This window comes from Pseudomonas gozinkensis (assembly GCF_014863585.1).
Classification (GTDB): Bacteria; Pseudomonadota; Gammaproteobacteria; order Pseudomonadales; family Pseudomonadaceae; genus Aquipseudomonas; species Aquipseudomonas gozinkensis.
This window is the reverse complement of sequence record NZ_CP062253.1, coordinates 3,036,468-3,059,028: the sequence shown is the minus strand read 5'-3', so window position 1 is coordinate 3,059,028 and position 22,561 is coordinate 3,036,468. Positions and strand designations below refer to the sequence as shown.

The 22,561-nt window shown below is 62.2% G+C and carries 17 protein-coding genes; 11 read left to right on the top strand and 6 right to left on the bottom strand.

Annotated elements, in window-relative coordinates; genetic code table 11:
* Positions 1 to 196: 196 nt before the first annotated feature.
* The 4 genes from IHQ43_RS13610 (at position 197) to IHQ43_RS13595 (ending at position 3,457) form a co-directional block, all read left to right on the top strand.
* On the top strand, positions 197 to 1,657 hold the full coding sequence (locus IHQ43_RS13610) for a sensor histidine kinase (protein ID WP_192564785.1): 1,461 nt from the start codon (positions 197 to 199) through the stop codon (positions 1,655 to 1,657).
* A 47-nt stretch (positions 1,658 to 1,704) separates the two neighbouring features.
* Positions 1,705 to 2,415, top strand: a complete 711-nt coding sequence (locus IHQ43_RS13605; protein WP_192564784.1) for a DJ-1/PfpI family protein — start codon at positions 1,705 to 1,707, stop codon at positions 2,413 to 2,415.
* Between the two features lie 15 nt (positions 2,416 to 2,430).
* Entirely contained in the window at positions 2,431 to 2,955 is a 525-nt protein-coding gene (locus IHQ43_RS13600) for a hypothetical protein (RefSeq protein WP_192564783.1), read from the top strand.
* A gap of 127 nt (positions 2,956 to 3,082) precedes the next feature.
* Positions 3,083 to 3,457 (top strand): response regulator, encoded by a 375-nt coding sequence (locus IHQ43_RS13595; RefSeq protein ID WP_192564782.1) that lies wholly within the window; start codon positions 3,083 to 3,085, stop codon positions 3,455 to 3,457.
* A gap of 147 nt (positions 3,458 to 3,604) precedes the next feature.
* On the opposite strand, the gene IHQ43_RS13590 is transcribed toward IHQ43_RS13595, so the two are convergent.
* Entirely contained in the window at positions 3,605 to 4,555 is a 951-nt protein-coding gene (locus tag IHQ43_RS13590; RefSeq protein WP_192564781.1) for an MBL fold metallo-hydrolase, read from the bottom strand.
* A 266-nt stretch (positions 4,556 to 4,821) separates the two neighbouring features.
* Between IHQ43_RS13590 and IHQ43_RS13585 the strand changes: the two genes are divergently transcribed.
* From IHQ43_RS13585 to IHQ43_RS13575, 3 genes are all read left to right on the top strand, one after another.
* The gene (locus tag IHQ43_RS13585) at positions 4,822 to 5,841 is read left to right on the top strand and encodes a GlxA family transcriptional regulator (RefSeq protein ID WP_192564780.1); all 1,020 of its coding nucleotides are present in this window, start codon (positions 4,822 to 4,824) and stop codon (positions 5,839 to 5,841) included.
* 148 nt (positions 5,842 to 5,989) lie between these two features.
* On the top strand, positions 5,990 to 6,364 hold the full coding sequence (locus IHQ43_RS13580; RefSeq protein WP_192564779.1) for a response regulator transcription factor: 375 nt from the start codon (positions 5,990 to 5,992) through the stop codon (positions 6,362 to 6,364).
* Between the two features lie 223 nt (positions 6,365 to 6,587).
* The gene (locus tag IHQ43_RS13575; RefSeq protein ID WP_192564778.1) at positions 6,588 to 7,790 is read left to right on the top strand and encodes an NAD(P)/FAD-dependent oxidoreductase; all 1,203 of its coding nucleotides are present in this window, start codon (positions 6,588 to 6,590) and stop codon (positions 7,788 to 7,790) included.
* An 84-nt stretch (positions 7,791 to 7,874) separates the two neighbouring features.
* Here IHQ43_RS13575 and IHQ43_RS13570 read toward each other — a convergent pair whose 3' ends face one another.
* The 3 genes from IHQ43_RS13570 to IHQ43_RS13560 form a co-directional block, all read right to left on the bottom strand.
* Positions 7,875 to 13,001 carry a trifunctional serine/threonine-protein kinase/ATP-binding protein/sensor histidine kinase gene (locus tag IHQ43_RS13570; RefSeq protein WP_192564993.1) on the bottom strand — a complete coding sequence of 1,709 codons (5,127 nt, stop codon included), beginning with the start codon at positions 12,999 to 13,001 and terminating at the stop codon, positions 7,875 to 7,877.
* A 236-nt stretch (positions 13,002 to 13,237) separates the two neighbouring features.
* Entirely contained in the window at positions 13,238 to 14,155 is a 918-nt protein-coding gene (locus IHQ43_RS13565; RefSeq protein ID WP_192564777.1) for a LysR family transcriptional regulator, read from the bottom strand.
* A gap of 100 nt (positions 14,156 to 14,255) precedes the next feature.
* Positions 14,256 to 15,455 (bottom strand): MFS transporter, encoded by a 1,200-nt coding sequence (locus IHQ43_RS13560; RefSeq protein ID WP_192564776.1) that lies wholly within the window; start codon positions 15,453 to 15,455, stop codon positions 14,256 to 14,258.
* Between the two features lie 308 nt (positions 15,456 to 15,763).
* Here IHQ43_RS13560 and IHQ43_RS13555 point away from each other — a divergent pair, with 308 nt between their 5' ends.
* From IHQ43_RS13555 to IHQ43_RS13540, 4 genes are all read left to right on the top strand, one after another.
* A complete protein-coding gene (locus tag IHQ43_RS13555; RefSeq protein ID WP_192564775.1) occupies positions 15,764 to 17,023 on the top strand; it encodes a cytochrome c in 1,260 nt (419 codons plus the stop codon).
* Positions 17,020 to 17,493 (top strand): (2Fe-2S)-binding protein, encoded by a 474-nt coding sequence (locus IHQ43_RS13550; protein WP_192564774.1) that lies wholly within the window; start codon positions 17,020 to 17,022, stop codon positions 17,491 to 17,493. The genes IHQ43_RS13555 and IHQ43_RS13550 overlap by 4 nt, the downstream gene beginning before the upstream one ends.
* The gene (locus IHQ43_RS13545; protein WP_192564773.1) at positions 17,490 to 19,727 is read left to right on the top strand and encodes a xanthine dehydrogenase family protein molybdopterin-binding subunit; all 2,238 of its coding nucleotides are present in this window, start codon (positions 17,490 to 17,492) and stop codon (positions 19,725 to 19,727) included. The genes IHQ43_RS13550 and IHQ43_RS13545 overlap by 4 nt, the downstream gene beginning before the upstream one ends.
* A gap of 147 nt (positions 19,728 to 19,874) precedes the next feature.
* Positions 19,875 to 20,990 (top strand): alkene reductase, encoded by a 1,116-nt coding sequence (locus IHQ43_RS13540; RefSeq protein ID WP_192564772.1) that lies wholly within the window; start codon positions 19,875 to 19,877, stop codon positions 20,988 to 20,990.
* 63 nt (positions 20,991 to 21,053) lie between these two features.
* On the opposite strand, the gene IHQ43_RS13535 is transcribed toward IHQ43_RS13540, so the two are convergent.
* Together IHQ43_RS13535 and IHQ43_RS13530 are read right to left on the bottom strand one after the other, a co-directional pair.
* Complete coding sequence (locus IHQ43_RS13535) at positions 21,054 to 21,479, bottom strand: cupin domain-containing protein (RefSeq protein ID WP_192564771.1); 426 nt, start codon at positions 21,477 to 21,479, stop codon at positions 21,054 to 21,056.
* A gap of 132 nt (positions 21,480 to 21,611) precedes the next feature.
* The gene (locus tag IHQ43_RS13530; protein ID WP_192564770.1) at positions 21,612 to 22,499 is read right to left on the bottom strand and encodes a transcriptional regulator GcvA; all 888 of its coding nucleotides are present in this window, start codon (positions 22,497 to 22,499) and stop codon (positions 21,612 to 21,614) included.
* Positions 22,500 to 22,561 lie beyond the last annotated feature (62 nt).

Sequence of the window (22,561 nt, the reverse complement as noted above, 5' to 3'; positions counted from 1 at the left end):
TCGAATAACATCTTTATTCAAACAAACATTTCTCAATACAACGATTGGTGAATAACAGACAGTCGCCAACAACCGTCATGCCTGAAAAACAACTCAAGACTTTTCATCCTCCTCATTAATACGCCTTTCATAGCGTTTGCATGCTTCATCGAGAGAACACGAACTGCCGTCCGATAGCAAAAATCTGGAAGAATAAATGTCTATCATCAAACGTCGCGCACAACTTCTTTGCTCAGACGCCTTCGCCTGGCTGGCCGCCATTGCGGTCGGCAGCATGATCTATATCACCAACGCGTACCTTGATCTGGACGTTGCGCCGACGCTGTTCTACATCACGCTGGTGTTCATGTCCGCGAACATCTTCCCGGTTCCGGTATTCCTCGCCGTCGCGCTGGGTTGCCTTACGCTGCTGACGGCCGACTTCCTGGTCGACGAAGGCTACCGCGATCACCGGGGCATTGCCGGATTCGTCAGGTGCGTGATCGCGCTGACGACCATTTCCCTGCTGGCACTGCGCAGCAAGCGCGCCACTGAAACGCTGCGCCGCAAGGAAGCGTTCTTTCTCGGCGCACAGAAGCTCAGTCACACCGGCAGTATCGGTTTCATCATCGATAAAAAAGTCAGCGTGTCCTTGTCATGGTCGGAAGAGTCCTCGCGCATTTTCGAGTACCCGTCGAACGTCGCCCCGACACTCGCCTTGGTCAAGTCACGCACCCATCCCGATGATCTGCCGGTGATCGATCAGGTGCTGGACCAATTTGCGCGCCGGCAGGAACTGATCGAAGCAGAGCACCGGCTGCTCATGCCCGATGGGCGGATCAAGCATGTGCAGATGATCGCCAGCCCCTTGCCCAGGTATCGCGGGCGCACGGAATACGCCGGGGCGCTCATGGACATCACCCTCAGCAAACAGTCCGAAGAGGCACTGTTTCACTCGCAAGCCACCCTCGCCCATGTCACGCGCCTGACCTCCATGGGCGAACTGGCCGCCTCCATCGCCCACGAAATCAATCAGCCGCTGGCGGCGGTCATCACCAGCGGCGAATCCTGCAAACGCTGGATCAACCGTCCGGAGCCCAATCTTGAAGAAGCACGCCGTTCGCTGGACCGGATCATTCAAAACTCCGTCAGGGTCTCCGACGTCATCGCCTGCATTCGGGCCCTGTCGCGTCACAGCGAAGTGCAGCGCAATGTCGAAGTGTTCGACGACATCGTCAGTGACTCGCTGACGCTGATGCAACATGACATCTGCTTTCATGAGGTTCGCCCGTACGCCCAACTGGGCAGCCGCGGCGCACTGATCAAGGGCGACCGGGTGCAGCTGCAGCAGGTCATCATCAATCTGATCATCAACGCCTGCCAGGCCATGGCCAACGTGCATGACCGGGCCCGGACGCTGCGGATCAACAGCTCGATCCTGCACAACGAGGCCATGCTTGAAATCGCCGACTCCGGCATCGGCATTGCCGAAGACATCCTGCCCTCGCTGTTCGATCCGTTCTTCACGACCAAGCCAACGGGCCTGGGCATGGGGCTCTCGATTTGCCGCTCGATCATTGAGTTCCACGGCGGGCGCATCTGGGTCAACAGCACCGAGGGCGTCGGCACGCAGTTTGTGTTTGCAATTCCATTGGCTGCCCTCGAACACGATCGATGACCGTCATCCACCCCTGATGTCGCCCCGTGGCGATATGGAGATCAGCATTGTCTATCGAAAGTACAAACCCTGGCGCTGGACCCGAAACCCCGCAATCAAGCCGTACCGTCGTTTTCGTCGCGTACCCGCAAATGGGCCTGCTGGATCTGACCGGTGCGCAGACCGTGTTCTGGGCGGCGACCTGCAGACTGGCGCAACTCGGTTTGCCCGGTTATGCCCTGCACACCGCGAGCCTGCATGGCGGGCCGGTGCGGACCGGCGAAGGCCTGGTGGTGCAAACCCGACGACTTGATGAGCTAAGCAACGAGCCGATCAATACGCTGATCGTTCCGGGCTCTGCGTCCATTCGTCAGGCCATGCTCGACAACGCGCCGCTGGTGGACTGGTTGCGCGTCACGGCAGCCACGGCCAGACGTACCACGTCGGTATGCAGCGGTGCTTTTTTCCTGGCTCAGGCCGGATTGCTCGACGGCCTGCGCGTGGCGACCCATTGGTTGATGGCCGACATGTTCGAGCGGCTGTTCCCCAAGGTCGAACTGGATCGCGAAGCCATCTTCGTCCGCCAGGCTTCGGTGTGGACTTCTGCCGGCGTCAGCGCGGGGATCGATCTGGCGCTGGCGCTGGTCGAGGCCGACAACGGCCGCGATGTGGCCATGCAGGTCGCCCGGCGCATGGTGGTGTACTACCGACGCCCGGACAACCACGAACACTGGAGTCCGTTACTGCAATCGCAATATTCAATCGCGCCCGAGCGCTAGCCGGAGACGGTGGTCATGAACGCACCGCACAAACTGTATCTGGTCAGTCATCCGCCCTGCGTCAGCCGCTATGGCACGCACACGTCGCTGTCCACCGCTGAGCGCGTGGAGATCATCGACGCATTGACCCAGACCCTGGGCGCTACGCTGAGCATTCTGGCGCGACTCAGACACAGCCAGCAGACACTGCAAGCCATCAGCTTTTTACCGATGCAGACACTGTTGCGCAGATTGCTGAATGCCAATACCCGATACACCGACTTTCTCGTCACCGTCATCACGGATCTGGGCGGCCATGCCCAGCGCGACGCGCTCTATCGCCTGAATGACGCCGCAGAGCCTTTGTGTTTCGCCGACTGCCTGAAAGGTATCGATCGCGCCCTCAGAACGCTACGGGCCGCCGATGCCTTGTTCCGCGACTGTCGCGCCAGCGCAATGGCCAACAACGACTACGCCAGCCGGCAACTTTTCGAAGCCTGCAATCGGCATAACGGTTATTTTCTTTCGTTAATAAACAACCACTTGTTTCATGAATATTGATTAACTGTCGCAACTAACAAAAAAACCAACCAAACATACCCACGTATACTATTCCACAATTTTTGAAAGCGTATCTTGCAAGTATGGCGGGCGCTACAGCCACCCGCAAAACACGCAAGGTTTCCCCATGTTCAACTCAGCTATTATTTCAGTTGTCGATGATGACGAACTTGTTCTGGTTTCACTGGACAGCTTGTTACGGTCTTGCGGTTATACAGTCAAGACGTTCACCAGCGCTTTTGCCTTTCTTGAATCGAGCGCGCCAGAGCAGACCGGGTGTCTGATCTCGGACATTCAGATGCCCGGCATGTGCGGGGTCGAAATGTACGAGGCGCTGGCGGCCAGGGAGATCCACATACCGACGATCTTCATCACCGGCAAGCCGGGCCTGCCCCCCGAGTTCAGTGCCCGCGTGAAGACGCCGGAAGGCTATTTTTCCAAACCGTTCCATACCGAGGCACTGCTGGCCTGCATCGAGCAGGCGCTGACGCGCCGACGTTGAGCGGCCCTCTCGAACAACTTGATGCAGAGCCGCCGCCTCTGCCCAAGCGATAAACCTCAAAACAAAAAAAGGCCCCGCAAGTTCATCACTTGCGGGGCCTTGTCTTTATGAAGCCCGGCCGAATGCAGCCGGGCCGCCAATATCCGATCAGTAATCCCAGAACGCCGCAATCCAGCGGAACGCCTCACCCTCGACCGCCACTCGGCCCACCGACGGGAACGGCAAGTGGGTCGCGACAAACCACTCACCACTCGCCGCCGCCTCTCGCATCAGGCGTACGCGGACACGCACCGATTCTTCAGGGTCATGCTCGAAGCCGTTGTGCCATTCCGGGTGCTCGAAGGCCACCGGAAACAAGGCGTCGCCGGCAAAGGTCAGGCGTTCGCCGCCCGAATTGACGTAGACGATACTGTGCCCCGGCGTATGGCCGCCGGTGAGTTTCACCACTACACCCGGCGCCACTTCGTATTCATCCTCGAAAGTACGCACCTGGCGGCGGTAATCGTTGATGAACTGATTGGCCGTCGCGCGCAGAACGTCAGGCACCGGCGCCGGCATCACGGTCTGGGTGAAATCCGGGTTTTCCCAGAACTCGACCTCTTTAGCCGACACGTGGATGCGCACGTCCGGACGCAGTCGGCTCTTCACTTCGTCCACCAGCAGACCGCCGACATGGTCCATGTGCATGTGGGTGATCACGATGTCGGTCACGCTGGCCAGATCGATGCCCGCCGCTTCCAGCCGTTTCGGCAACTGGCCGGCCCGAGGGAAGCCGGGAAACTGCCCGCCCAGTCCGGCGTCGACCAGAATGATCTGCTCGCCGCTGCGCACCACCAGCACGTTGAGTGCCCAGTCGAACGCGTCCGGTCCCAGGAACATGTCCTTGAACCACGCGGCGCGAGCCTGTGGGTCGGCATTGGTCGACATGGTCGAGGTCGGCAGCGGCAGCACGCCATCGCTGATCACCACCACGTCGATGTCGCCGACCTGCAGTGCGTAGCGTGAAGGCACCAGCTCCTGGGCCTGACCGAAGTTCGACGTGAACGGCAGGCTGGTGGCTGTGCTGGTGTGTTGGGAGTGATTCAGATAGGTAGACATGGTCGCTTTCCTTTTGGCTGAGTCAGGATTTCTCGGAGGAATGCCGCAAGAGCGAAATAGCGCTCCTTGACATCGAGTGTGCATCGCGACCACGACGACCAACACCATACGCGGGTATAGGGGTTGAGCCGGATTGAGCGAGTACGACCGGCGCTGAAGTGGCTGTGCCCCATACCAATGTATATTCGCGCGCCTGCCCGCAAACGCGGACACTACGGCACACCGGATCGTCGAAAACTGGCGGTCACTCAGCCCTCAAAGCAGTCATGAATTCGATTCTTCTTAAACCCGACCCGCTCACCTGTTTGCTCGCGCAACCGCGCCCCCTGGTGTTCCTGGCGTATCCGCAAATGGGTTTGCTGGATCTGACCGGCGCACAGACCGTGTTCTGGGCAGCGTCCAAAGCCATGGCCGAACGCGGTTTGCCTGGCTACGCGTTGCACACCGCAAGCCTCGACGGCGGATTGATCGCTACCGCCGAAGGGCTTTCGGTCGACACCGTGTCCCTCCACATCTTTGACGAAACCACTATCGATACGCTGATCGTGCCCGGTGCGCCGAACATCCGGCAGGCCATGCTCGACAACGTGGCGCTGGTGGATTGGCTGCGCGCCGCATCGGTCAAGGCCAGACGTACCGCCTCGGTGTGCAGCGGCACCTTTCTGCTGGCCCAGGCCGGGCTGCTCGACGGATTGCGCGCGACCACCCACTGGGGAATGTGCGAGATGCTCAAGGGTGGTTTTCCGAGTGTCGAGGTCGACCTCGATGCGATCTACATCCAGCAAGGCAAGGTCTGGACTTCCGCCGGGGTCACCACCGGGATCGACATGGCGCTGGCGCTGGTCGAGGTCGATTGCGGCCGGGCGGTGGCGTTGCAGGTGGCGCGGGAACTGGTGGTTTTTCTCAAGCGTCCCGGCGGTCAGGCGCAGTTCAGCCAGTTGCTGCAAGCGCAGATCGACGACAGAGGCGCCTTCGACGAACTGCACCTGTGGATCAGCGAAAACCTCGGCGACACGCGCCTGAACGTCGAGTCCCTGGCCCGGCAGGCGCAGATGAGTCCGCGCAACTTCGCCCGAGTCTACAAACGCAAGGTCGGTCGCACGCCGGCCAAGGCACTGGAGCTGTTTCGCCTGGAGGCCGCGCGACGGATGCTCGAGGACTCCCAGCGCAACATCGACCAGATCGCTCTGCTGTGCGGGTTTGGCGACGAGGAACGCATGCGCGATACCTTCTATCGTCACCTGTCGGTTTCGCCCCGGGAATACCGCAGCCGGTTCTCGCGCTGACGCCAGGCGGCGCAATGGCACCGGGCCCGCAGACGTTCAAATACTGTCGCTATACACACGTATAAGTACGCCGTCGGACCGAGCGGCGTATCGTGCGGGAATGGCGGGCGTCCTCGACGGGCTACCCGAGATCAGCCCTGGTAAAGCAATGTCCCACACCGCTGTTGTTTCGGTTGTCGATGATGATGAGTCCGTGCGCATGGCGCTGGACAGCCTGTTGCGCTCCCACGGCTACACCGTGCAGTTGTACCCGGACGCGGAGGCTTTTCTGGCAATGACTGCGTCGCCCCGCCCCGGCTGCATCATCTCGGACATCCAGATGCCCGGCCTGTCCGGCATCCAGATGTACGACGCGCTGTGCGCACGCGGCATTCGCATCCCGATCATTTTCATCACCGGCTACCAAGGGCCACCGCCACAGGTCGACGCTGCATTTCCCGAGCCCCTCGCCTACTTCCCCAAACCCTTCCCTTGCGGCGAACTCATCACCTGCATCGAAAGCGCGTTCAATCGCGCCGTTTGACCGCCCTCTTCCTATACCTGTGTATACCCCACCTCACACCTAAGCATATCGGCACTGACCCTATGTAGAAGTGTCCCGCCGCGCCTTCCCCGATAGCATCTTCTCCAGCGAATCGAACCGGTTCTGCGGTTGTTCACAACAACCAGCTTCGTGCAGACCGGGAGACGGTCACGCGTGAACAGACAAGCCGTTCAACGATCAGAATTTCCTCAGGAGTCATCCGATGAAACAGCACATTTTAGTGATAGGCGCAGGGTTTGGTGGAGTCTGGAGCGCCTTGAGCGCCGCACGTCTGCTGGACCAGCATGATCGTAACGACGTGCAGATCACCGTCCTCGCACCCCAGGCAGAACTGCGCATCCGCCCGCGCTTCTACGAGCCGGATGTCCACAACATGAAGGCGCCGCTGGGTGAACTGTTCGATGCGGTCGGCGTGAAATTCGTCAAAGGCATCGCCGACAGCATCGACACCACCAGCAAGCAAGTGACCTACAGCGATGCCTTCGGCACACAAGGCACGCTTAACTATGACCGCCTGGTACTGGCCGCCGGCAGTCGCGTGATTCGCCCACCGCTCAAGGGCATGATCGAACACGCCTTCGACGTCGATCAGATCGAAGAAGCCACCCGCCTTGAAGCCCATATCAAGTCCTTGAAGAACCAGCCGCCGAGCGCTGCGCGCAATACCGTGGTGGTCGCCGGTGGCGGTTTTACCGGGATCGAAACCGCCACCGAAATGCCGGCCCGTCTGCGTGCCGCCCTGGGTGACGATGCGCAGATCAAGGTCATCGTGGTGGATCGCGCACCGCAGATCGCCGCGACACTGGGCGACGGCATTCGCCCGTCCATTGTCGAAGCGTCCAAAGAACTGGGCATCGAGTGGGTGCTCGACGCTTCGGTCGCTTCGGTCGATGCCGGCGGCGTGACTCTGGCCGACGGCAAACGGATCGAGTCCAACACCGTCGTCTGGACCGTTGGCTTCCGCGCCAGCCCGCTCACCGAACAGGTGCCGGGCAGCCGTGATCCGCAAGGTCGTCTGCACGTCGACGGTCACCTGAAAGTGCTGGGGCACGTGGATGTCTTCGCCGCCGGCGATGTGGCTTATGCCGCCACGGACGATCTCGGAAACTACGCCGCGATGTCCTGCCAGCATGCGATTTGCCTGGGCCGTTATGCCGGCAACAACGTGGCGGCTGATCTGATCGGTGTCGCCCCGATGACCTACAGCCAGCCCAAGTACGTGACCTGCCTTGACCTCGGCGCCTGGGGCGCGGTGTTCACCGAAGGCTGGGACCGCCAATTGAAACTGGTCGGGCAAGAGGCCAAAGACCTCAAGACCCAGATCAACACCGTGTGGATTTACCCGCCGGCCGCCGATCGTGCAACCGCACTGGCCGCTGCCGACCCGTTGATTCCGGTGGCCTGATCCCCCGACGCTCCACGATCACCATACTGCTGCGCACTCCCAGGCGCCCGCCACGGTTATTTTGGCGGGCGCCTTTTTTTGTGCTCACGGAAGCAGAACGGCATCCGACGGCAGAACAAACTGGACGATCGCACCGCACGGCTGATTGGCCTCGATCCACAATTGACCGCCATGGGTCTCGATGATCGAACGGCAAATCGACAGTCCCATGCCCAGCCCCGTGGGTTTGGTGGTGTAGAACGGCGTGAACAGCTGCCCGATCGAATGCGCGCCGAAACCCGGTCCCGAATCACTGACACAGACCCAAATCTGCCCAGCCTCATTGGTCTGCGTGCAGATGCGCAGCACTCCCTTGAGGACGCCGGCACCGCTCATGGCTTCCAGGGCGTTCATCACCAGGTTGAGCACCACTTGCTGCAGCTCGACCCGGTCGCCATCGACCCGCGGCAAACCGGACGCCATCTGCGCCTCGACCGAAACCCCACCCTTCTGCGCCTGGCTCTGGGTGATCTCGATGACTTCGCCAATCACCTCGTTGAGGTTGACCGGCTCCTTCGGCTGAGGGGCCTTGCGAATGAGCCCGCGAATACGGTCCAGCACTTCACTGCCTCGATGGGCATCCTTGACGATGCGCTCCAGACACAGACGAGTTTCTTCAAGATTCGGCGGCTCGGCACCCGACCAGCGCAGCGCGGCCTGGGCGCTGGCGAGTATCGAGGCCAGCGGCTGGCTGACCTCATGGGCAATTGAAGCCGACAGTTGCCCCATTGTCGCGACGCGGCAGGCATGGGCCAGCTCCGCCTGTATCTCGCGATAACGCTGCTCGCTCTCGCGGCTCTTGACCTCGCGCTCGGCGACATCGCGGTAAAGCCGTGCATTGACCAGCGAGATCGCCGCCTGTGAAGCGACCAGCCTGAGCGCGGCGATCCGCGAGGGGCTGAATACCCGTGAGGTCAGGTTGTTTTCCAGGTACAGCGCGCCGATCAGTTTCGCCTGATTGAGCAACGGCAGGCACAGTACCGAACGCGCGCGACGCTGGCGAACATACGGATCGGCAGCGAACGACGGTTCGGCCAAGGCGTCATCCAGCACCAGATTTTCCTGCGTGCGCAGTACGTGGTTGAGGACCGACTCCGGCAGCAGCTTCGCCGCCACCGGCGCATCGCGCAGATCCAGCTGCGTGGTGTCATCGCGAGTGGTCGCCTCGGCGACGATCCGCTGCTCGCCCTGCTCCGTCAGGATCAGCACGCCGCGTTGCGCGCCGGCCTGTTCGATCGCGGTGCGCATGATCATGTCGATCAGCTTTTCGAGGACGATTTCACTGGAGGCCGCTTGCGACACCTTCAACACAGTGGCCAAGTCCAGATGCTCGACCGGTGTCGCGATAGTACTGGTGGGACCGGGCAGCGGTTTTTCGACCCGCAGAAACGGATGCTCGGCCTCCAGTTGTCGCACTTTGCCCTCGGCGCCCCAGCGCTGGTAGCCATAGTGCGCGTCCTGCAGATAGACCCGGGCAATCTTGTGCAGCCCACGGTTTTCATAAAAGCGCGCGGCGAGCTCGTTGGCCAGTGCTTCGATCTGCAGGAAGCCGCTGTGCTGAGCCCGTTCGATCGCCTGCTCATAGCAATGCTCGGCCTCCGGCAGCCGACCTTCAAGACGGGCGATTTCCCCCTCCAGCAACGCGGCATGGCTAGCGAAATTGTCCGGGCAGAGTTCGGCCCAGACCTGTAACTGCCTATGGTGCGCGGTAATGACGTCGAGTTGTCCTTGCCGTTCACCGGCAGGCTTGGCGCTGCGCAGGGCGGCGAAGGTCAAGGCCTGGTAGAAGCAATATTCGGCCTCTTCGAGGAACGAGTGCGATGACCGAAGCAATTGTCGAGCGGCTGCGCCGGCCTCCGCCGCTGTCTCGTACTGACCGGCGAAATAGCAGGCCTGCAAGGTGCGAATCCAGTGCCAGCAAATGGCGACCAGCGAGTTCTGGTGTTCCTCGGGGTGGCGCTCGGAAAACGCTCCCGGGCCGATATCGCCGAAGGTTGGTGTCTGGCCACGGAGCATCCGGATAAACGCCAACTGGGTCTCGATGAAGTCGATGACCACGCCGAAACCGATTTTTCTGGCGTACGCCAGCCCGCGCTCAGCCTCCTCCTGCAACCCGGCCAAGGGCTCGCCGGTGGCCAACAGATTGGAAACCCGGCTGTTGCCGGTAAATGCGGCAATCGGCAGATCGCCGGTGCGGTTCGCCACTTCGAATATCTGGGCCAGTGGTTCAAGGCATGTGCGTATCGGTTGAGCCCAGCGCTTGGCAAACAGCCAGAACGCCAGTTGCGTACGTGCCTTGTAGCGTTCCAGATCGCGCCGTTCGACCAGCCGACAGCCCAGCTCCGCGAACGCCAGGCCGGCCGGATAGTCCGCGAACCGCCGCCCGGCGATCCTGGAGACGTTGGCATAGGCCACGCACGAGGCATCGCTGTTGCCGTATTCGATACTCAGGTTGATCGCCCGGCACATGGCCAGGCCCGGAAGATTGCCGTCCATGTGGACCGCCGTGACGATCAGCTTGGTCAGTGCTTCAAGGGTGGCGAGCGCGGTTTCATCCACCATGGGCGGCAGGTCGATCAATGCTTCAATGGGGCGGTCGCCCAGCCGTTGCGCGATCCGCTGATATTCGTCACGCACCTCGTCGTCATCGGGATGAGGCGACCACTCGATCCCCAGATAACGCAGGAAAGTCAGGCAGACCGCGACCGCGTTGTCGCTCTGATTCAGAATCAGGTAGAGATCCGCTTGCAGGCAGGCAACCCGGGTATTTTCGTTCAGCGTCTTTGCACGACGTGACAATTGCCGCAGGCGGGCTTCGGCTGCCCCTAATTGTCGGGTGAGGAATTCGCACAAGGCCCGGCCGGACTCCAGCGCAAACATCAACTCACGCTGATGCTCCCAGCCGCCCTCGTTCAGCAGCACTGCGCCCTGGGCGAAATACGTCAGCGCCGAAGCGTAGGCCGTCGATGCCCTGGCCCGTTCACCCGCCAGCAGGTTCAGCTGCGCCAGGTGTTCGCGCTCCTGTTGCCGGTCCATCAGCACGGCGCCACGATTGAGCTGGCCGACCATCTCGAAAATCTTTTCTGCATGCTTGTCTGCCGGCGTCTTCTCCACCAGCAAACGCCCGATCCGCAGGTGGTGCTGCGCACGTAAAGCCTCATCAATCAGCAGATACGCGGCTTCCTGGATCCGGTCGTGAACAAACCCATAGACGCTGTCCTGACGGGTGATCAACTCGTGACGAACCGCCGGCCACAACACCCCGTGAACCTGCGCGACAGACAAGTCCAGAACGGTAGCCAGGGATTCAACATCGGCGACGTTGCCCAGGCAGGCCAGCTGCTGCAACGCCTGTTGCGTTTCAGCGGGCAGCCGCGCCAGTTTGTCGAGCATCAGGTCGACCACATTGTCGGTGTAGCCCTTGGCGTGGATGCGTTTCGCGTCCCAGACCCACTGCCGGCGGTCATGGTCGAAGGTCAGCAGATTGTGCTCGACCAGCGCTTGCAGGAACTGAATGACGAAGAAGGGATTGCCCCCTGTCTTGTCCCGAATCAGTTGTGCCAGTGGCGCGATGTACGACCGCTCGGAGTGCGATGACTCGGCGACCAACTGCTCGATGTGCGATCGGACCAGCGGCAATAAAGTAATCTCCTGCACCCGGCCGCCCGCCGCTTTGATAGCGCTCAACCGGGTGGTCAACGGGTGCGAAGCGTCCACCTCATTGCTGCGGTAGGCGCCGATCAGTATCAAGTGCTGCAGGTCGGAACGGGTGAGCAGCTCCTCCAGCCAATTGAGCGTCGCGACATCCGGCCACTGCAAATCGTCGAGAAACAGCACCAGTGGATGTTCGGCGCGGGCAAACACGCCGATGAACCGTCGCAATACCCGCAAGAACCGGCGTTGCGCCTGTGGCGGTTCCAGATCCGCCACCGCCGACGTATCGCCGATGATCAGTTTCAGCTCCGGGATCAGGTCCGTCACCAGCCGCGCTTCGGCGCCCAGGGCTTGCTGCAGCGCATTGCGCCAGTCGGCCATTTGCGAATCGCTCTGGCCCAGAAGCGTGCGCACCAGGCCTTGAAACGCCTGGGCCAGGGTCGAATAAGGCACGTCGCGCTTGTACTGGTCGAACTTGCCGCTCGCGAAAAACCCGCGCACCGGCACCAGGGTTTGATGCAGTTCGTGGACCACCGAGGATTTTCCGATCCCAGAATACCCGGAGACCAGCACCAGCTCCGGTCGGCGGCTGACGGCGATCCGTTCGAACGCAGCGATCAGCGTCTGGACTTCCGATTCCCGGCCGTAGAGTTTTTCGGGGATCAACAAACGGTCGCACGTTCCCTGTTCGTCCAGCGGAAATTCATCCAGTTGCTGCTGGTGCCAGCCCGCCAGACAACGGCGCAGATCCTGCTCGACGCCAAGCGCAGACTGATAACGCTCCTCGGCGGTCTTGGCCAGCAGTTTCATGACGATTCGCGACAGCATCTGCGGCACGGTCGTCACCCGTGCACTCGGCGGCATCGGCGTGCGAGCGATATGGCAATGCAGCCATTCCATCGGATCGGCAGCGCTGAACGGCAGCGACCCGGTGAGCATTTGATAGAGCGTGACGCCGAAGGCATAGAGGTCGCTGCGCGAATCCACCGAGCGGTTCATCCGGCCCGTCTGCTCCGGCGCCATATAGGCCAGGGTTCCGGACAACGTCTCGGGCGGCTCGGCGGTCTGGCGTTCGCGAGGCAGGCGCGATGCCAGGCCGAAACCGGTGAGTCGGGCATGGCCGTCGGGGCAGTTCACCAGAAGGTGCGCAGGCTTGATGTCTTTGTGAATCAGGCCGCGCCGATGCAACTTGCCCAGCGCCACCGCGACGCTGAGGGCCAGCGGCAGAAAAGTTGCAACGTCCATGGGGGCCGTCAGCAAACGGGCAAGCGGCACACCTCCCGGGTCTTCGAGCACCAGTTGCACGCGGCCATCGTCCTGCGACAACTCAAGGGGGCGCGCCGCCCAGTCGCCCTCCAGTTGGTCTTTCAGGGAAAACTCGTGAGCAAGGCGCTCGACGCTGGCGCCCGACGGTTGTTCCAGAGCGAGTGAGGCAATCAGGACATCAACGTCGCGGCTGCCAGAGGCACGCCTGCCCCGGTGGAGAATGCGTTCTCCGTCGTCCCACAGAATCTGCATGCCTTCATTCATCGCCGTCGCAGCCGTTGGTAATCGCTGGATCATGGGGCACCGTTACCTGTATGCCGTTCGGCACCCTTGCTAACCGTAGCTGAGAGAAATGCAGGGGGAAAAACCAACGAAAATCTTTGCAGTAAAACCGACACGCGGCAATCAAACGAAGGTGTTAAGGGAATGGAGCACGGCCGGCGGGAGAATCCTGACCCACCAGCAGCGCGGCGGCAGTAAACGGCGATCTAGCGTTGAGTAGATGGCTCGGCTGCCAGAATTTCTTCCAGAAAGTCTATGAATACATTGATACGGCTGGAACCCCGGTGATTGGGCAGATACAACGCATTGATGCAGCAGCTCGCATTACCGGGGTTGACCTCATACTTCTCCAGCAACCGCGTCAACCGACCCGCCTCGACATCGGCGCGCACCAGCCAGTCGGCCAGCAGGGCCACCCCGCGCCCCGCTACCGCCGCTTCGCGCAGGATGTCGGCGTTGTTGCTTTGCTGGCGGCCATGCACATTGAGCTGGATGGTTTCCTCGTCGCCCTGGAACGTCCAGTGCTGGTGCGAACCACCGTAGTCGAAGCGCAGGCATTGATGCTCGAGCAATTCTCGCGGATGCGCCGGCACAGCGTGACGGCTCAGGTAATCCGGACTCGCCACCACCCAGCGCTGGAAGCCGCCCACGCGCTTGCTGACGATATCGTCACTGACCACCGACGATCCCAGTCGCACCGAGACATCGATCTGCTCGCTCAGCAGATCGCTGACCTGATCGCTCAACGACACACTGATTTCAAGCCCCGGATGGCGGTCGAGCAATACCCCCAGTTGCGGTGCAATGATCTGTCGGCCGAATTCCACCGGCACACTGATGCGCAGGCGCCCCTGCGCCTCACTGCCACGGTCGGCGACAACCGCGTCGGCCTCGTCGATGGCATCGAGAATGGCCACCGCTTTCTCGAAATAGGTTTGTCCGGCGACCGTCACGCTGGTGTTGCGTGTCGTGCGATTGAGCAGGCTGGCACCCAATTCGTGTTCCAGCCCCGCCACCTGGCGTGTCACCGAGGATGTGGAGATGCCGAGTTTGCGCGCCGCCGAGGAATAGCCACCGCAACGGACGGTTTCAACGAACATCTTCAGTGCCAGCAACTTGTCCATAAGCGGAGCCCGATCGAAAGGAAACGGTGATGATTGTGCATCACCGTTCGCCAATCGTCTTGTAGGACCGTGCTTCATCGGACACAGCGGTGCCTGAGGTTCAGGCATCGGCCTTGCGGCTCAGGAACAGCGCCAGGGCCAGCGCCGGCAGCAACGCCACGGTCACGGCGGACAGGTTCCAGCCAAACTGCTCGTAGAGCGGACTGGCCACCAGCGATCCCAGGGCGCCGCCGACGAAGATGCTGGTCATGTACACCGCATTCAGGCGGGCCCGGCTGTGCGGGTCGATGGCGTACACCTCGCGCTGGCCCAGCACCATGTTCAGTTGCACGGCGAAGTCCAGCAGCACCGCGCAAACCACCAGCCAGACATAGCTGCTGCCCGGCAGCGCGGCGATCAGCAAGGAGGCTGGCGCCAGCAACAGTGCAACGAGCGTTCCGCGCCGACCGTGCCCGGCATCGGCCAGCCGCCCGGCAATCGGCGCTGCGATCGCGCCGACGGCGCCGACCAGGGCAAATATCGCCACTTGTGCCTGACTGAAACCGTGGTGCCGCATCAGCTCAATCGGTGCGAGGGTCCAGAACAGGCTGAAGCTGGCGAACAGCAAGCCCTGATACAGCGAACGCTGACGCAGAACCGCATACCGACGGGCCAGCGCAAACACCGAGCCGATCAGCGCCACGTACGTCGCCTGATGGGTCGGGACGCGGCGCGGCAGGGCAATCGCAGTGATCAGGGCGATGACGGCCATCAGTGCCGCTGCGCTGAAAAACACCCCGCGCCAGCCGAACACTTCCACCAGCAGACTCGACAGTGGCCGCGACAGCAGAATACCCAGCAACAGGCCGCTCATGATGTTGCCCACTACCCGCCCACGGGTCGCTTCTGGCGCCAGGTGCGCGGCCAACGGCACCAGGATCTGCACCGCCACCGAAGTGAGGCCGATCAGCAACGACAGGACAAGGAACATCGACGGCGAGTGCGTCAGACCGGCGCACAACAGCGTCACGCTCGCCGCTACGGTAAACCCCACCACCAGCCGGCGGTTTTCCATCAGGTCGGCCAGCGGCACCAGCAACAGCAGTCCCAGTGCATAACCGAACTGCGTGAGTGAAACGATCAGACTGGCATTCGCGCTGGACAGGCCGATCTGCGGCGCGATCAGTTCGACGATCGGCTGAGCGTAATAAAGGTTGGCCACGACCGCGCCGCAGCAGAACGCCAGGAACGCGACCATCAGGCCGGAAAGAGAAGCGGATTGTTCGGCCTTGGCCGCCGCTGCCGGATTGCCCGTAAGCATGATGACACCTCGATGAGTTTGGAGAAGTGACGCCAAGGCTAAGGGTCGCGCGGGCCTTCGAGTATCCATCCCTCGGGCAATTGAGTGATGCGTCAAATGCAACGACCCCGGGCGTTGCACTTGGCGCAACGTGCTATTGCGCGGTCTGGCAATACTCGGACGCAGGCGTCTTCTCTACCCTTGGGCACCTGGCGCAGGGCTTTGCATCGGCGCCCTTCCCCGGTCGTTCAAGGAGTTGCCGAGATGCCGCATCCGTCCACCACGCCCACTGCGTGCCTCTTGGGCAACCGCTCATGAACGGCCACTTCATGAGATCCAGAGCGCTTTGGATCAGCGCAGCAGCCCTCGCATCGTTCGGTGCAATCGCTGCCCTGGCGCTGATGTGGCGTCCGGCAATTGCACCCATCGAGCGCCCGCTGACCTTCGACTCCGCACAACTGCAACGCGGCGCACACGTCGTCGAGGCGGGCGACTGTGCGGTGTGTCACACGCGACCCGGTGGTCAATACCTGGCCGGCGGACTGCCGCTGGTGACGCCGTTCGGCACCCTCTACAGCACCAACATCACCCCGGATCCACAGACCGGCATCGGCCAATGGTCGTTGCCGGCCTTCGAGCGGGCGATGCACGAAGGGATCTCCCGCGACGGCCACTTCCTGTACCCGGCGTTCCCCTACGTTCATTACCGGCGCATGAGCAAAGACGACATCGCCGACGCCTATGCGTACCTGATGAGCGGGCCGGCCGTGAACTCGCCGCCACAACAGAACCGCATGAACTTCCCGATGAACATCCGGCCACTGGTGTCGTTCTGGAACCTGCTGTTCCTGCACGGGAAGCCGCTGACGCCGGTGACGCAGCAATCGCAGGCGTGGAATCGCGGGCGTTACCTCGTCGAGGGGCCCGGTCACTGCGCGGGCTGTCATTCGCCGTTGAACCTGATCGGTGCCGAGAAGTCCGGCGAAAGCCTGGCCGGCGGCAGCGTGGATGGCTGGGACGCGCCGTCACTGCTGGGCATGGCGCGCCGTGAAAACTCGTGGAGCAGCGAGCAGCTTGTCAGTTACCTGCGGGCCGAAGTGGTCGACGGACATGGCGCCGCAGCGGGACCGATGCGCCCGGTCAGTCTCGGTCTGGCGCGCTTGCCCGTGGAAGATGCACAGGCGATTGCCGAATACCTGCTGAGTCTGCCGACGAAAACCACAATCAACGAGATTCCGAACGCCAGCGCTGAACCTGCGGATCCATCTTCTGGCGCCCTGCTGTTCGCAAGCGCCTGCGCCGGCTGCCATGCCCAAGGCGCGCCGATGCGTGAAATCGACGGCCGCCCGGCACTGGATCAGACGTCAGCGCTGCGAGCCTCAAGCCCGCGCAACTTTCTCAAAACCGTACTCGAAGGCATCCCGGCAGAGCCCGGCCAGCCGGGTCCGGTGATGCCCTCGTTCGCCGCCAGTCTCGACAACGCCCAACTCACCGTTCTGGCGACCTGGCTGCGCCATCAGGCCAGACCCGACCAATCCTGGACAGACCTTCCTGCCACCCTCGACGCGCTACGTCAGGAGACGAAATGACTCGGATCACCCTCAACGTCAACGGATCCTCCCAAGCTCTCGAGCTGGAACCCGACATGCCGCTGCTCTATGCGCTGCGCAATCACCTGGGCCTTAACGGCGCCAAGTACGGGTGTGGCCTGGGCCAGTGCGGCGCCTGCACCGTCATCGTCGATGACAAACCGGTGTTTTCCTGCCTGACACCCTGCGCGGGCCTCGAGGACAAAAAGGTTCGGACGGTCGAAAGCCTGGGCACCGCCGAACACCCCGGTTCTCTGCAGCAAGCGTTCATCGACAAGCAGGCCGCTCAATGCGGTTACTGCATCGCCGGGATGTTGATGCGTGCGCAGGCACTGCTGGAAAGCAACCCGCACCCCGACGAACAGACCATTCGCGAACACATGTCCGTCAACCTGTGCCGCTGCGGCACGCACTTGCGCATCATCGAGGCGATCAGCCTTGTCGCCCGGCAAAACGGGAGCGCGCTATGACGACGATCAATGAGGTCGATCACAGTCGCCGTGCGTTCCTGCGCGGCGGCGCCCTGCTGGTGGCTTTTGCTCTGGTGCCAGTCTCGCGCCGCGCCCTGGCCGATACCGAAGTCGATACCCTGGGCACGGTCGTGCTGGCGCCGGACCTGCCCGGCAGCCTGCGCACCAATCCCTGGCTCGATGCATGGATCCGCGTCGGCCCTGATGGCATTACCGTCTACACCGGCAAGGTCGAGCTCGGCACCGGCGTCAAAACCGCGTTGCTGCAAATTGCCGCTGAGCGCCTGGAGGTGGCCCCGACCGCGATCAACCTGCTCACCGCCGACACCGCACTGACGCCAAACGAAGGCTACACCGCTGGCAGCCACACGATTTTCGACAGCGGCACGGCGCTGTTCAACGCGGCGGCCCAAGTGCGCGAGATGCTGCTGGAGTCGGCCGGGCGCAGCTGGAACGTTGCGCCGGCGTTGCTGACGACTCGGAACGGCATCATTCTCGGCCCGACCGGGCAACGCATGTCCTACGCCGACGCCGTGCAGCAGGTCGATCTGCACCGCTATGCAAAATCCGCATCGCCCTCAATGCCGCCGGCATCATTCAAGCTCATCGGCCATTCGCTGCCACGCCTGGATATTCCGGGCAAAGTCAGCGGCGGCGCCGCGTTCGTGCAGGACATTCGCCTGCCGGGCATGCTCCACGCCCGGGTCATCCGCCCGCCGCGTCCCGGCTGCACGCTGGAAGCCATCGATACTGAATCGATCAAGACGCTGTCCGGGGTGGTGCAGGTGATTCGCGACGGCAATTATCTGGCAGTGGTGGCGAAGGATGAATGGCAAGCGATCAAAGCCATGCGTCACGGATACGCCTCGGCGCGCTGGAGCGGCGGACAGGCGATTCCCCAATCGCGCGACATCCACACCTTGCTCAAACGCCTGCCCTCGCGTCGCTATCCGATCAGCCATGAAGGCACGCCCCAAGGCACGACCGACAACCAATATCGCGCCCGGGTGACCAAGCAATACCTGATGCACGGCTCGATCGGCCCGTCCTGCGCCGTGGCCTGGTTCAAGGACGGCACCCTCACCGTCTGGACCCACACCCAGGGCGTCTATCCCCTGCGTGCCGGGATCGCCGAAATGTTGCGGCTGCCGCCCGAGCGCGTGCGTTGTATCCACACCGAAGGTTCCGGCTGCTACGGCCACAACGGCGCAGACGATGCCGCAGCCGACGCAGCGTTGATTGCCATGCGCGTTCCGGGCACGCCGGTGCGGGTGCAATGGATGCGCGAGCAGGAAAACCTCTGGGAGCCCTACAGCTCGGCGATGGTCACCGAAGTGCAAGCCAACCTTGATGCGCAAGGTCGGTTGCAGGACTGGAACTATGAACTGTGGACCACGCCGCACAACGAACGCATCGTCAACGCCGGGCGCTTGCTGCCCGCACGCCTGCTGGCCCGGCCGTTCGCCTCCGCGCCGTCGGTGCCGATCGCTCAGCCGGAAGGCGACGGCGATCGCAACGCGGTGCCGCTGTACACCTTGGGCTCCTCGCGCATCGACATGAACTTCGTCACCGAGATGCCGTTCCGCACCTCGGCCATGCGCTCGCTGGGTGCGCACATCAACGTCTTCGCCATCGAAGCCAGCATCGACGAACTCGCCGCCAAGGCTGGGCTCGATCCGGTTGCCCTGCGCCTGGCACACCTGACCGATCCCCGAGCAAGGGCCGTCGTGGAGCAGGTTCGCGATGCGGTCGGCTGGCCACAAAAAAGCAGCGAACCCGGTGCAGGCATTGGCTTCGCGTTCGCTCGTTACAAAAACATCATGGGCTATTGCGCCATCGCCGTGCGTCTTCGAGTGCATCCGCAGACCGGCGAAGTGCAGATCGATCACGTCGTCACGGCGGTGGATGTGGGGCAGATCGTCAGTCCCGATGGCCTGCGTAACCAGGTCGAGGGCGGAATCGTGCAGTCCACCAGCTGGACGCTGTATGAAAAGGTCGCCTATGACGCCGGCGGCATCCGCAGCTACGACTGGAGCGGCTATCCGATCCTGCGCTTCTCGCAACTCCCCAAAAAGGTCGACGTCCATCTGCTCGACCAGCCGGGGCAACCGTTTCTGGGTGCCGCCGAAATTGTTCAGGGCCCCATGGCGGCCGCCATCGGCAACGCCGTGGCGAATGCCACCGGCCGGCGTTGGCTCAACCTTCCGCTGACCCGCTCGCAACAGCCTTCCTGAACTGCGCCATGTTGCATTTCACGCAATGCAGCGTGGCGTCGCGTGTGGATTATCAAGCGCCGGACAGCCGCTTAACGTAGGGCCATCCGGTGCCGGACCCAATACCCGACACCATCCACCGACCCTTTTCGAAGAATGGAGCCCCCCATGACACAACAACTGTTCCGTCCCATCGCCCTCGGCCCCTACACACTTCCCCACCGGGTGGCGATGGCGCCGTTGACACGCTCGCGTGCCGGCCAGCCGGGCGACATCCCGACGTCCATGAACGCCGAGTACTACCGCCAGCGTGCGAGTGCCGCGCTGATCATCACCGAAGCCACGCAGATTTCCCGCCAGGGTCAGGGCTACGCATGGACGCCTGGCATCTACAACGATGAACAAGTGCAAGCCTGGCGTGAAGTCAGCCGCCAGGTACACGAGGCCGGCGGGTTGATCTTCATGCAACTCTGGCATGTGGGCCGCGTATCGCACCCAAGCTTTCAACCTGACAACGCACTGCCGGTGGCGCCAAGCGCATTGCCTGTGCCGGGCAAGACCTTCATCGTCGACGACGAGGGCAACGGTGTCTGGGGCGACGTACCCGTACCCCGCGCACTGCAAACGTCGGAAATCGCCGCCATCATCAGCGACTACCGCCGCGCCGCGCGCAATGCGCTGAACGCCGGGATGGATGGCGTGGAAATTCACGCCGGCAACGGCTATCTGCTGGATCAGTTCATCAACAGCAACAGCAACCAGCGCACTGACGGTTATGGCGGCACGCTGGAAAACCGTGCGCGCCTGTTGCTGGAAGTGGTGGCGGCCGTGGTCGACGAAGTCGGTGCCGACCGTGTCGGCGTGCGCCTGACGCCCATGGGCCGCTTCATGGGCATGGGCGATGAATCGCCGGAAGCCACATTCGGCTACATCGTGCGTTCGCTGAACCGCTGGAAGCTGGCCTACCTGCATCTGGTCGAGCCGGCCGTGGTCGGCACCGTCAAGGATGAAAACTTCGACCCGCGCTGGGACGCGATCATCGCTCAGTTGCGTGATGCGTGGGGTGGCGTGCTGATGATCGCCGGCGGCTACGACCCCGAGTCGGCGGAACAGGCACTGGCCGACGGCCGTGCGGACATCATCGCGTTTGGCCGACCGTTCCTGGCCAACCCCGATCTGCCTCGGCGAATCCGTGAGTGCCTGGCGCTCAATACACCGGACCCGAGCACGTTCTTTGGCGGCGATCAGCGTGGCTATACCGACTACCCGTTGCACGCCCACTGATACGCTGAACACCTGACGCACAAAGGCCTGCCAGATCGGCAGGCCTTTTCGTTTCAGCGACCGTTACTGCTTGAGAATCAGCAGCGGCTCGCCCTTCTTGACGATGTAAGTCGCCAGTTCCGAGCCCTTCTCGTTGCCGACGTTCTTCGCGATATGCGCTATACCCGCCGGGATGAACAGCGAATCACCCGCCTTGAGCGTCACCGGTGCCTGGCCTTCGAGACGGTATTCGAACGTGCCGCTGATCACGTAGGCCACTTCCACACCCGGATGCGCGTGGTTGGGCGACGTGACGCCCGGTTCGAAGTCGACGCGGGTCTGGATCACTTCGCGATCCGCAGCCCCCAGGTCCTGACGGACCAGATCGGTTCGGCTCAGGCCCTGCTGCCAGTTTTTCGCCGGGGCGGCGGATGGGGTGTCAGCCGCGTGGGCGAGGCCGGTCATCGAAACGAGTACGGCGGCTGCGGTCATCAGAAGTGTGCGGCGCATGGTATTGCCCTCTTGGAAGTAGTGATGTGCTGGTAACTACTTTGGGCGAGGCATGTACGCGGGATGTGTCCTGAGGTCGGGGTTTGTTACCCGATTGTGTATGGCGGCACCATTGATACACGCGCATACAACTCACAGCACTTCTGACAGCCATTGCCTGAATGCCACGATCTTTTTCGACTCGGCATTTTCCTGGGGCGTGACAAAGTAGAAACCCGAACTGGACTTCAGCCTCAGATCAAAAGGTGCCACCAGCCTCCCGGCGCGCAAATCGTCATCGACGTAGGTCGAGCGCCCGATGCACACGCCCTGCCCGTCAATCGCAGTCTGCACGGCCATCATTGCCAGATCGAAAGTCAGACGCGGGCCTTTGGCCGTGAGCGGTGGCTGGCCTGCCGCGTGCAGCCAGTCGTTCCAGTCGTTGGCGGTCAGGCCGCTGACTTGCAGCAACGGGTGATGGGCCAGATCCGCCGGCGTCTTCAACGGCTTGTCGCCGGTCAGCAGTCGTGGGCTGCACACCGGGAAGATCTCGTCGGACATCAACCAGTCAGCCCGCAGCCCGGGCCATTCGCCGTTACCGTAGCGGATCGCCGCGTCAACGCCGACCTTGCGAAAGTCCACCAGTCGGGTCATGGCACTGATCCGCACATCGATCTCGGGATGCGCCTCGCGAAACGACGGCAGACGCGGCAACAACCATTTCGACGCCACCGACACCAAAGTACTGATGGTCAGGACGCTGTGGTCGCTGGACTCCAGCAAACGCTCGGTCGAATGGCGCAACTCCCGAAATGCTGAACGCACACCGGGAAAATAGGCGCTGCCCTCTTCCGTCAGCGCCAACCCGTCCTTCGAGCGCAAGAACAGGCGCACGCCGAGTTCATCCTCAAGGCGACGGATCTGATGGCTGATCGCAGTCTGCGTGACGCTCAATTCTTCGGCGGCGCGGGTAAAACTCAGGTGCCGGGCCGCACATTCGAAGGCTCTCAATCCATTGAGCGATGGTAGTCGGGGGAGCATATGACCTCTTCAGTCCATGAGATTTTGTCATACGCTAGCACTGGATTTGTCCTTTGCGAAGC

Excerpts from the sequence above, each read along its gene's own strand:
- IHQ43_RS13560 (WP_192564776.1), bottom strand. The coding sequence starts at position 15,455 with ATGCTTACGGGCAATCCGGCAGCGGCGGCCAAGGCCGAACAATCCGCT.
- IHQ43_RS13535 (WP_192564771.1), bottom strand. The coding sequence starts at position 21,479 with ATGCGCCGCACACTTCTGATGACCGCAGCCGCCGTACTCGTTTCGATG.
- IHQ43_RS13570 (WP_192564993.1), bottom strand. The coding sequence starts at position 13,001 with ATGCAGATTCTGTGGGACGACGGAGAACGCATTCTCCACCGGGGCAGG.
- IHQ43_RS13545 (WP_192564773.1), top strand. The coding sequence starts at position 17,490 with ATGACGACGATCAATGAGGTCGATCACAGTCGCCGTGCGTTCCTGCGC.
- IHQ43_RS13600 (WP_192564783.1), top strand. The coding sequence starts at position 2,431 with ATGAACGCACCGCACAAACTGTATCTGGTCAGTCATCCGCCCTGCGTC.
- IHQ43_RS13575 (WP_192564778.1), top strand. The coding sequence starts at position 6,588 with ATGAAACAGCACATTTTAGTGATAGGCGCAGGGTTTGGTGGAGTCTGG.
- IHQ43_RS13555 (WP_192564775.1), top strand. The coding sequence starts at position 15,764 with ATGAGATCCAGAGCGCTTTGGATCAGCGCAGCAGCCCTCGCATCGTTC.
- IHQ43_RS13585 (WP_192564780.1), top strand. The coding sequence starts at position 4,822 with ATGAATTCGATTCTTCTTAAACCCGACCCGCTCACCTGTTTGCTCGCG.
- IHQ43_RS13565 (WP_192564777.1), bottom strand. The coding sequence starts at position 14,155 with ATGGACAAGTTGCTGGCACTGAAGATGTTCGTTGAAACCGTCCGTTGC.
- IHQ43_RS13610 (WP_192564785.1), top strand. The coding sequence starts at position 197 with ATGTCTATCATCAAACGTCGCGCACAACTTCTTTGCTCAGACGCCTTC.
- IHQ43_RS13550 (WP_192564774.1), top strand. The coding sequence starts at position 17,020 with ATGACTCGGATCACCCTCAACGTCAACGGATCCTCCCAAGCTCTCGAG.
- IHQ43_RS13580 (WP_192564779.1), top strand. The coding sequence starts at position 5,990 with ATGTCCCACACCGCTGTTGTTTCGGTTGTCGATGATGATGAGTCCGTG.
- IHQ43_RS13540 (WP_192564772.1), top strand. The coding sequence starts at position 19,875 with ATGACACAACAACTGTTCCGTCCCATCGCCCTCGGCCCCTACACACTT.
- IHQ43_RS13595 (WP_192564782.1), top strand. The coding sequence starts at position 3,083 with ATGTTCAACTCAGCTATTATTTCAGTTGTCGATGATGACGAACTTGTT.
- IHQ43_RS13590 (WP_192564781.1), bottom strand. The coding sequence starts at position 4,555 with ATGTCTACCTATCTGAATCACTCCCAACACACCAGCACAGCCACCAGC.
- IHQ43_RS13530 (WP_192564770.1), bottom strand. The coding sequence starts at position 22,499 with ATGCTCCCCCGACTACCATCGCTCAATGGATTGAGAGCCTTCGAATGT.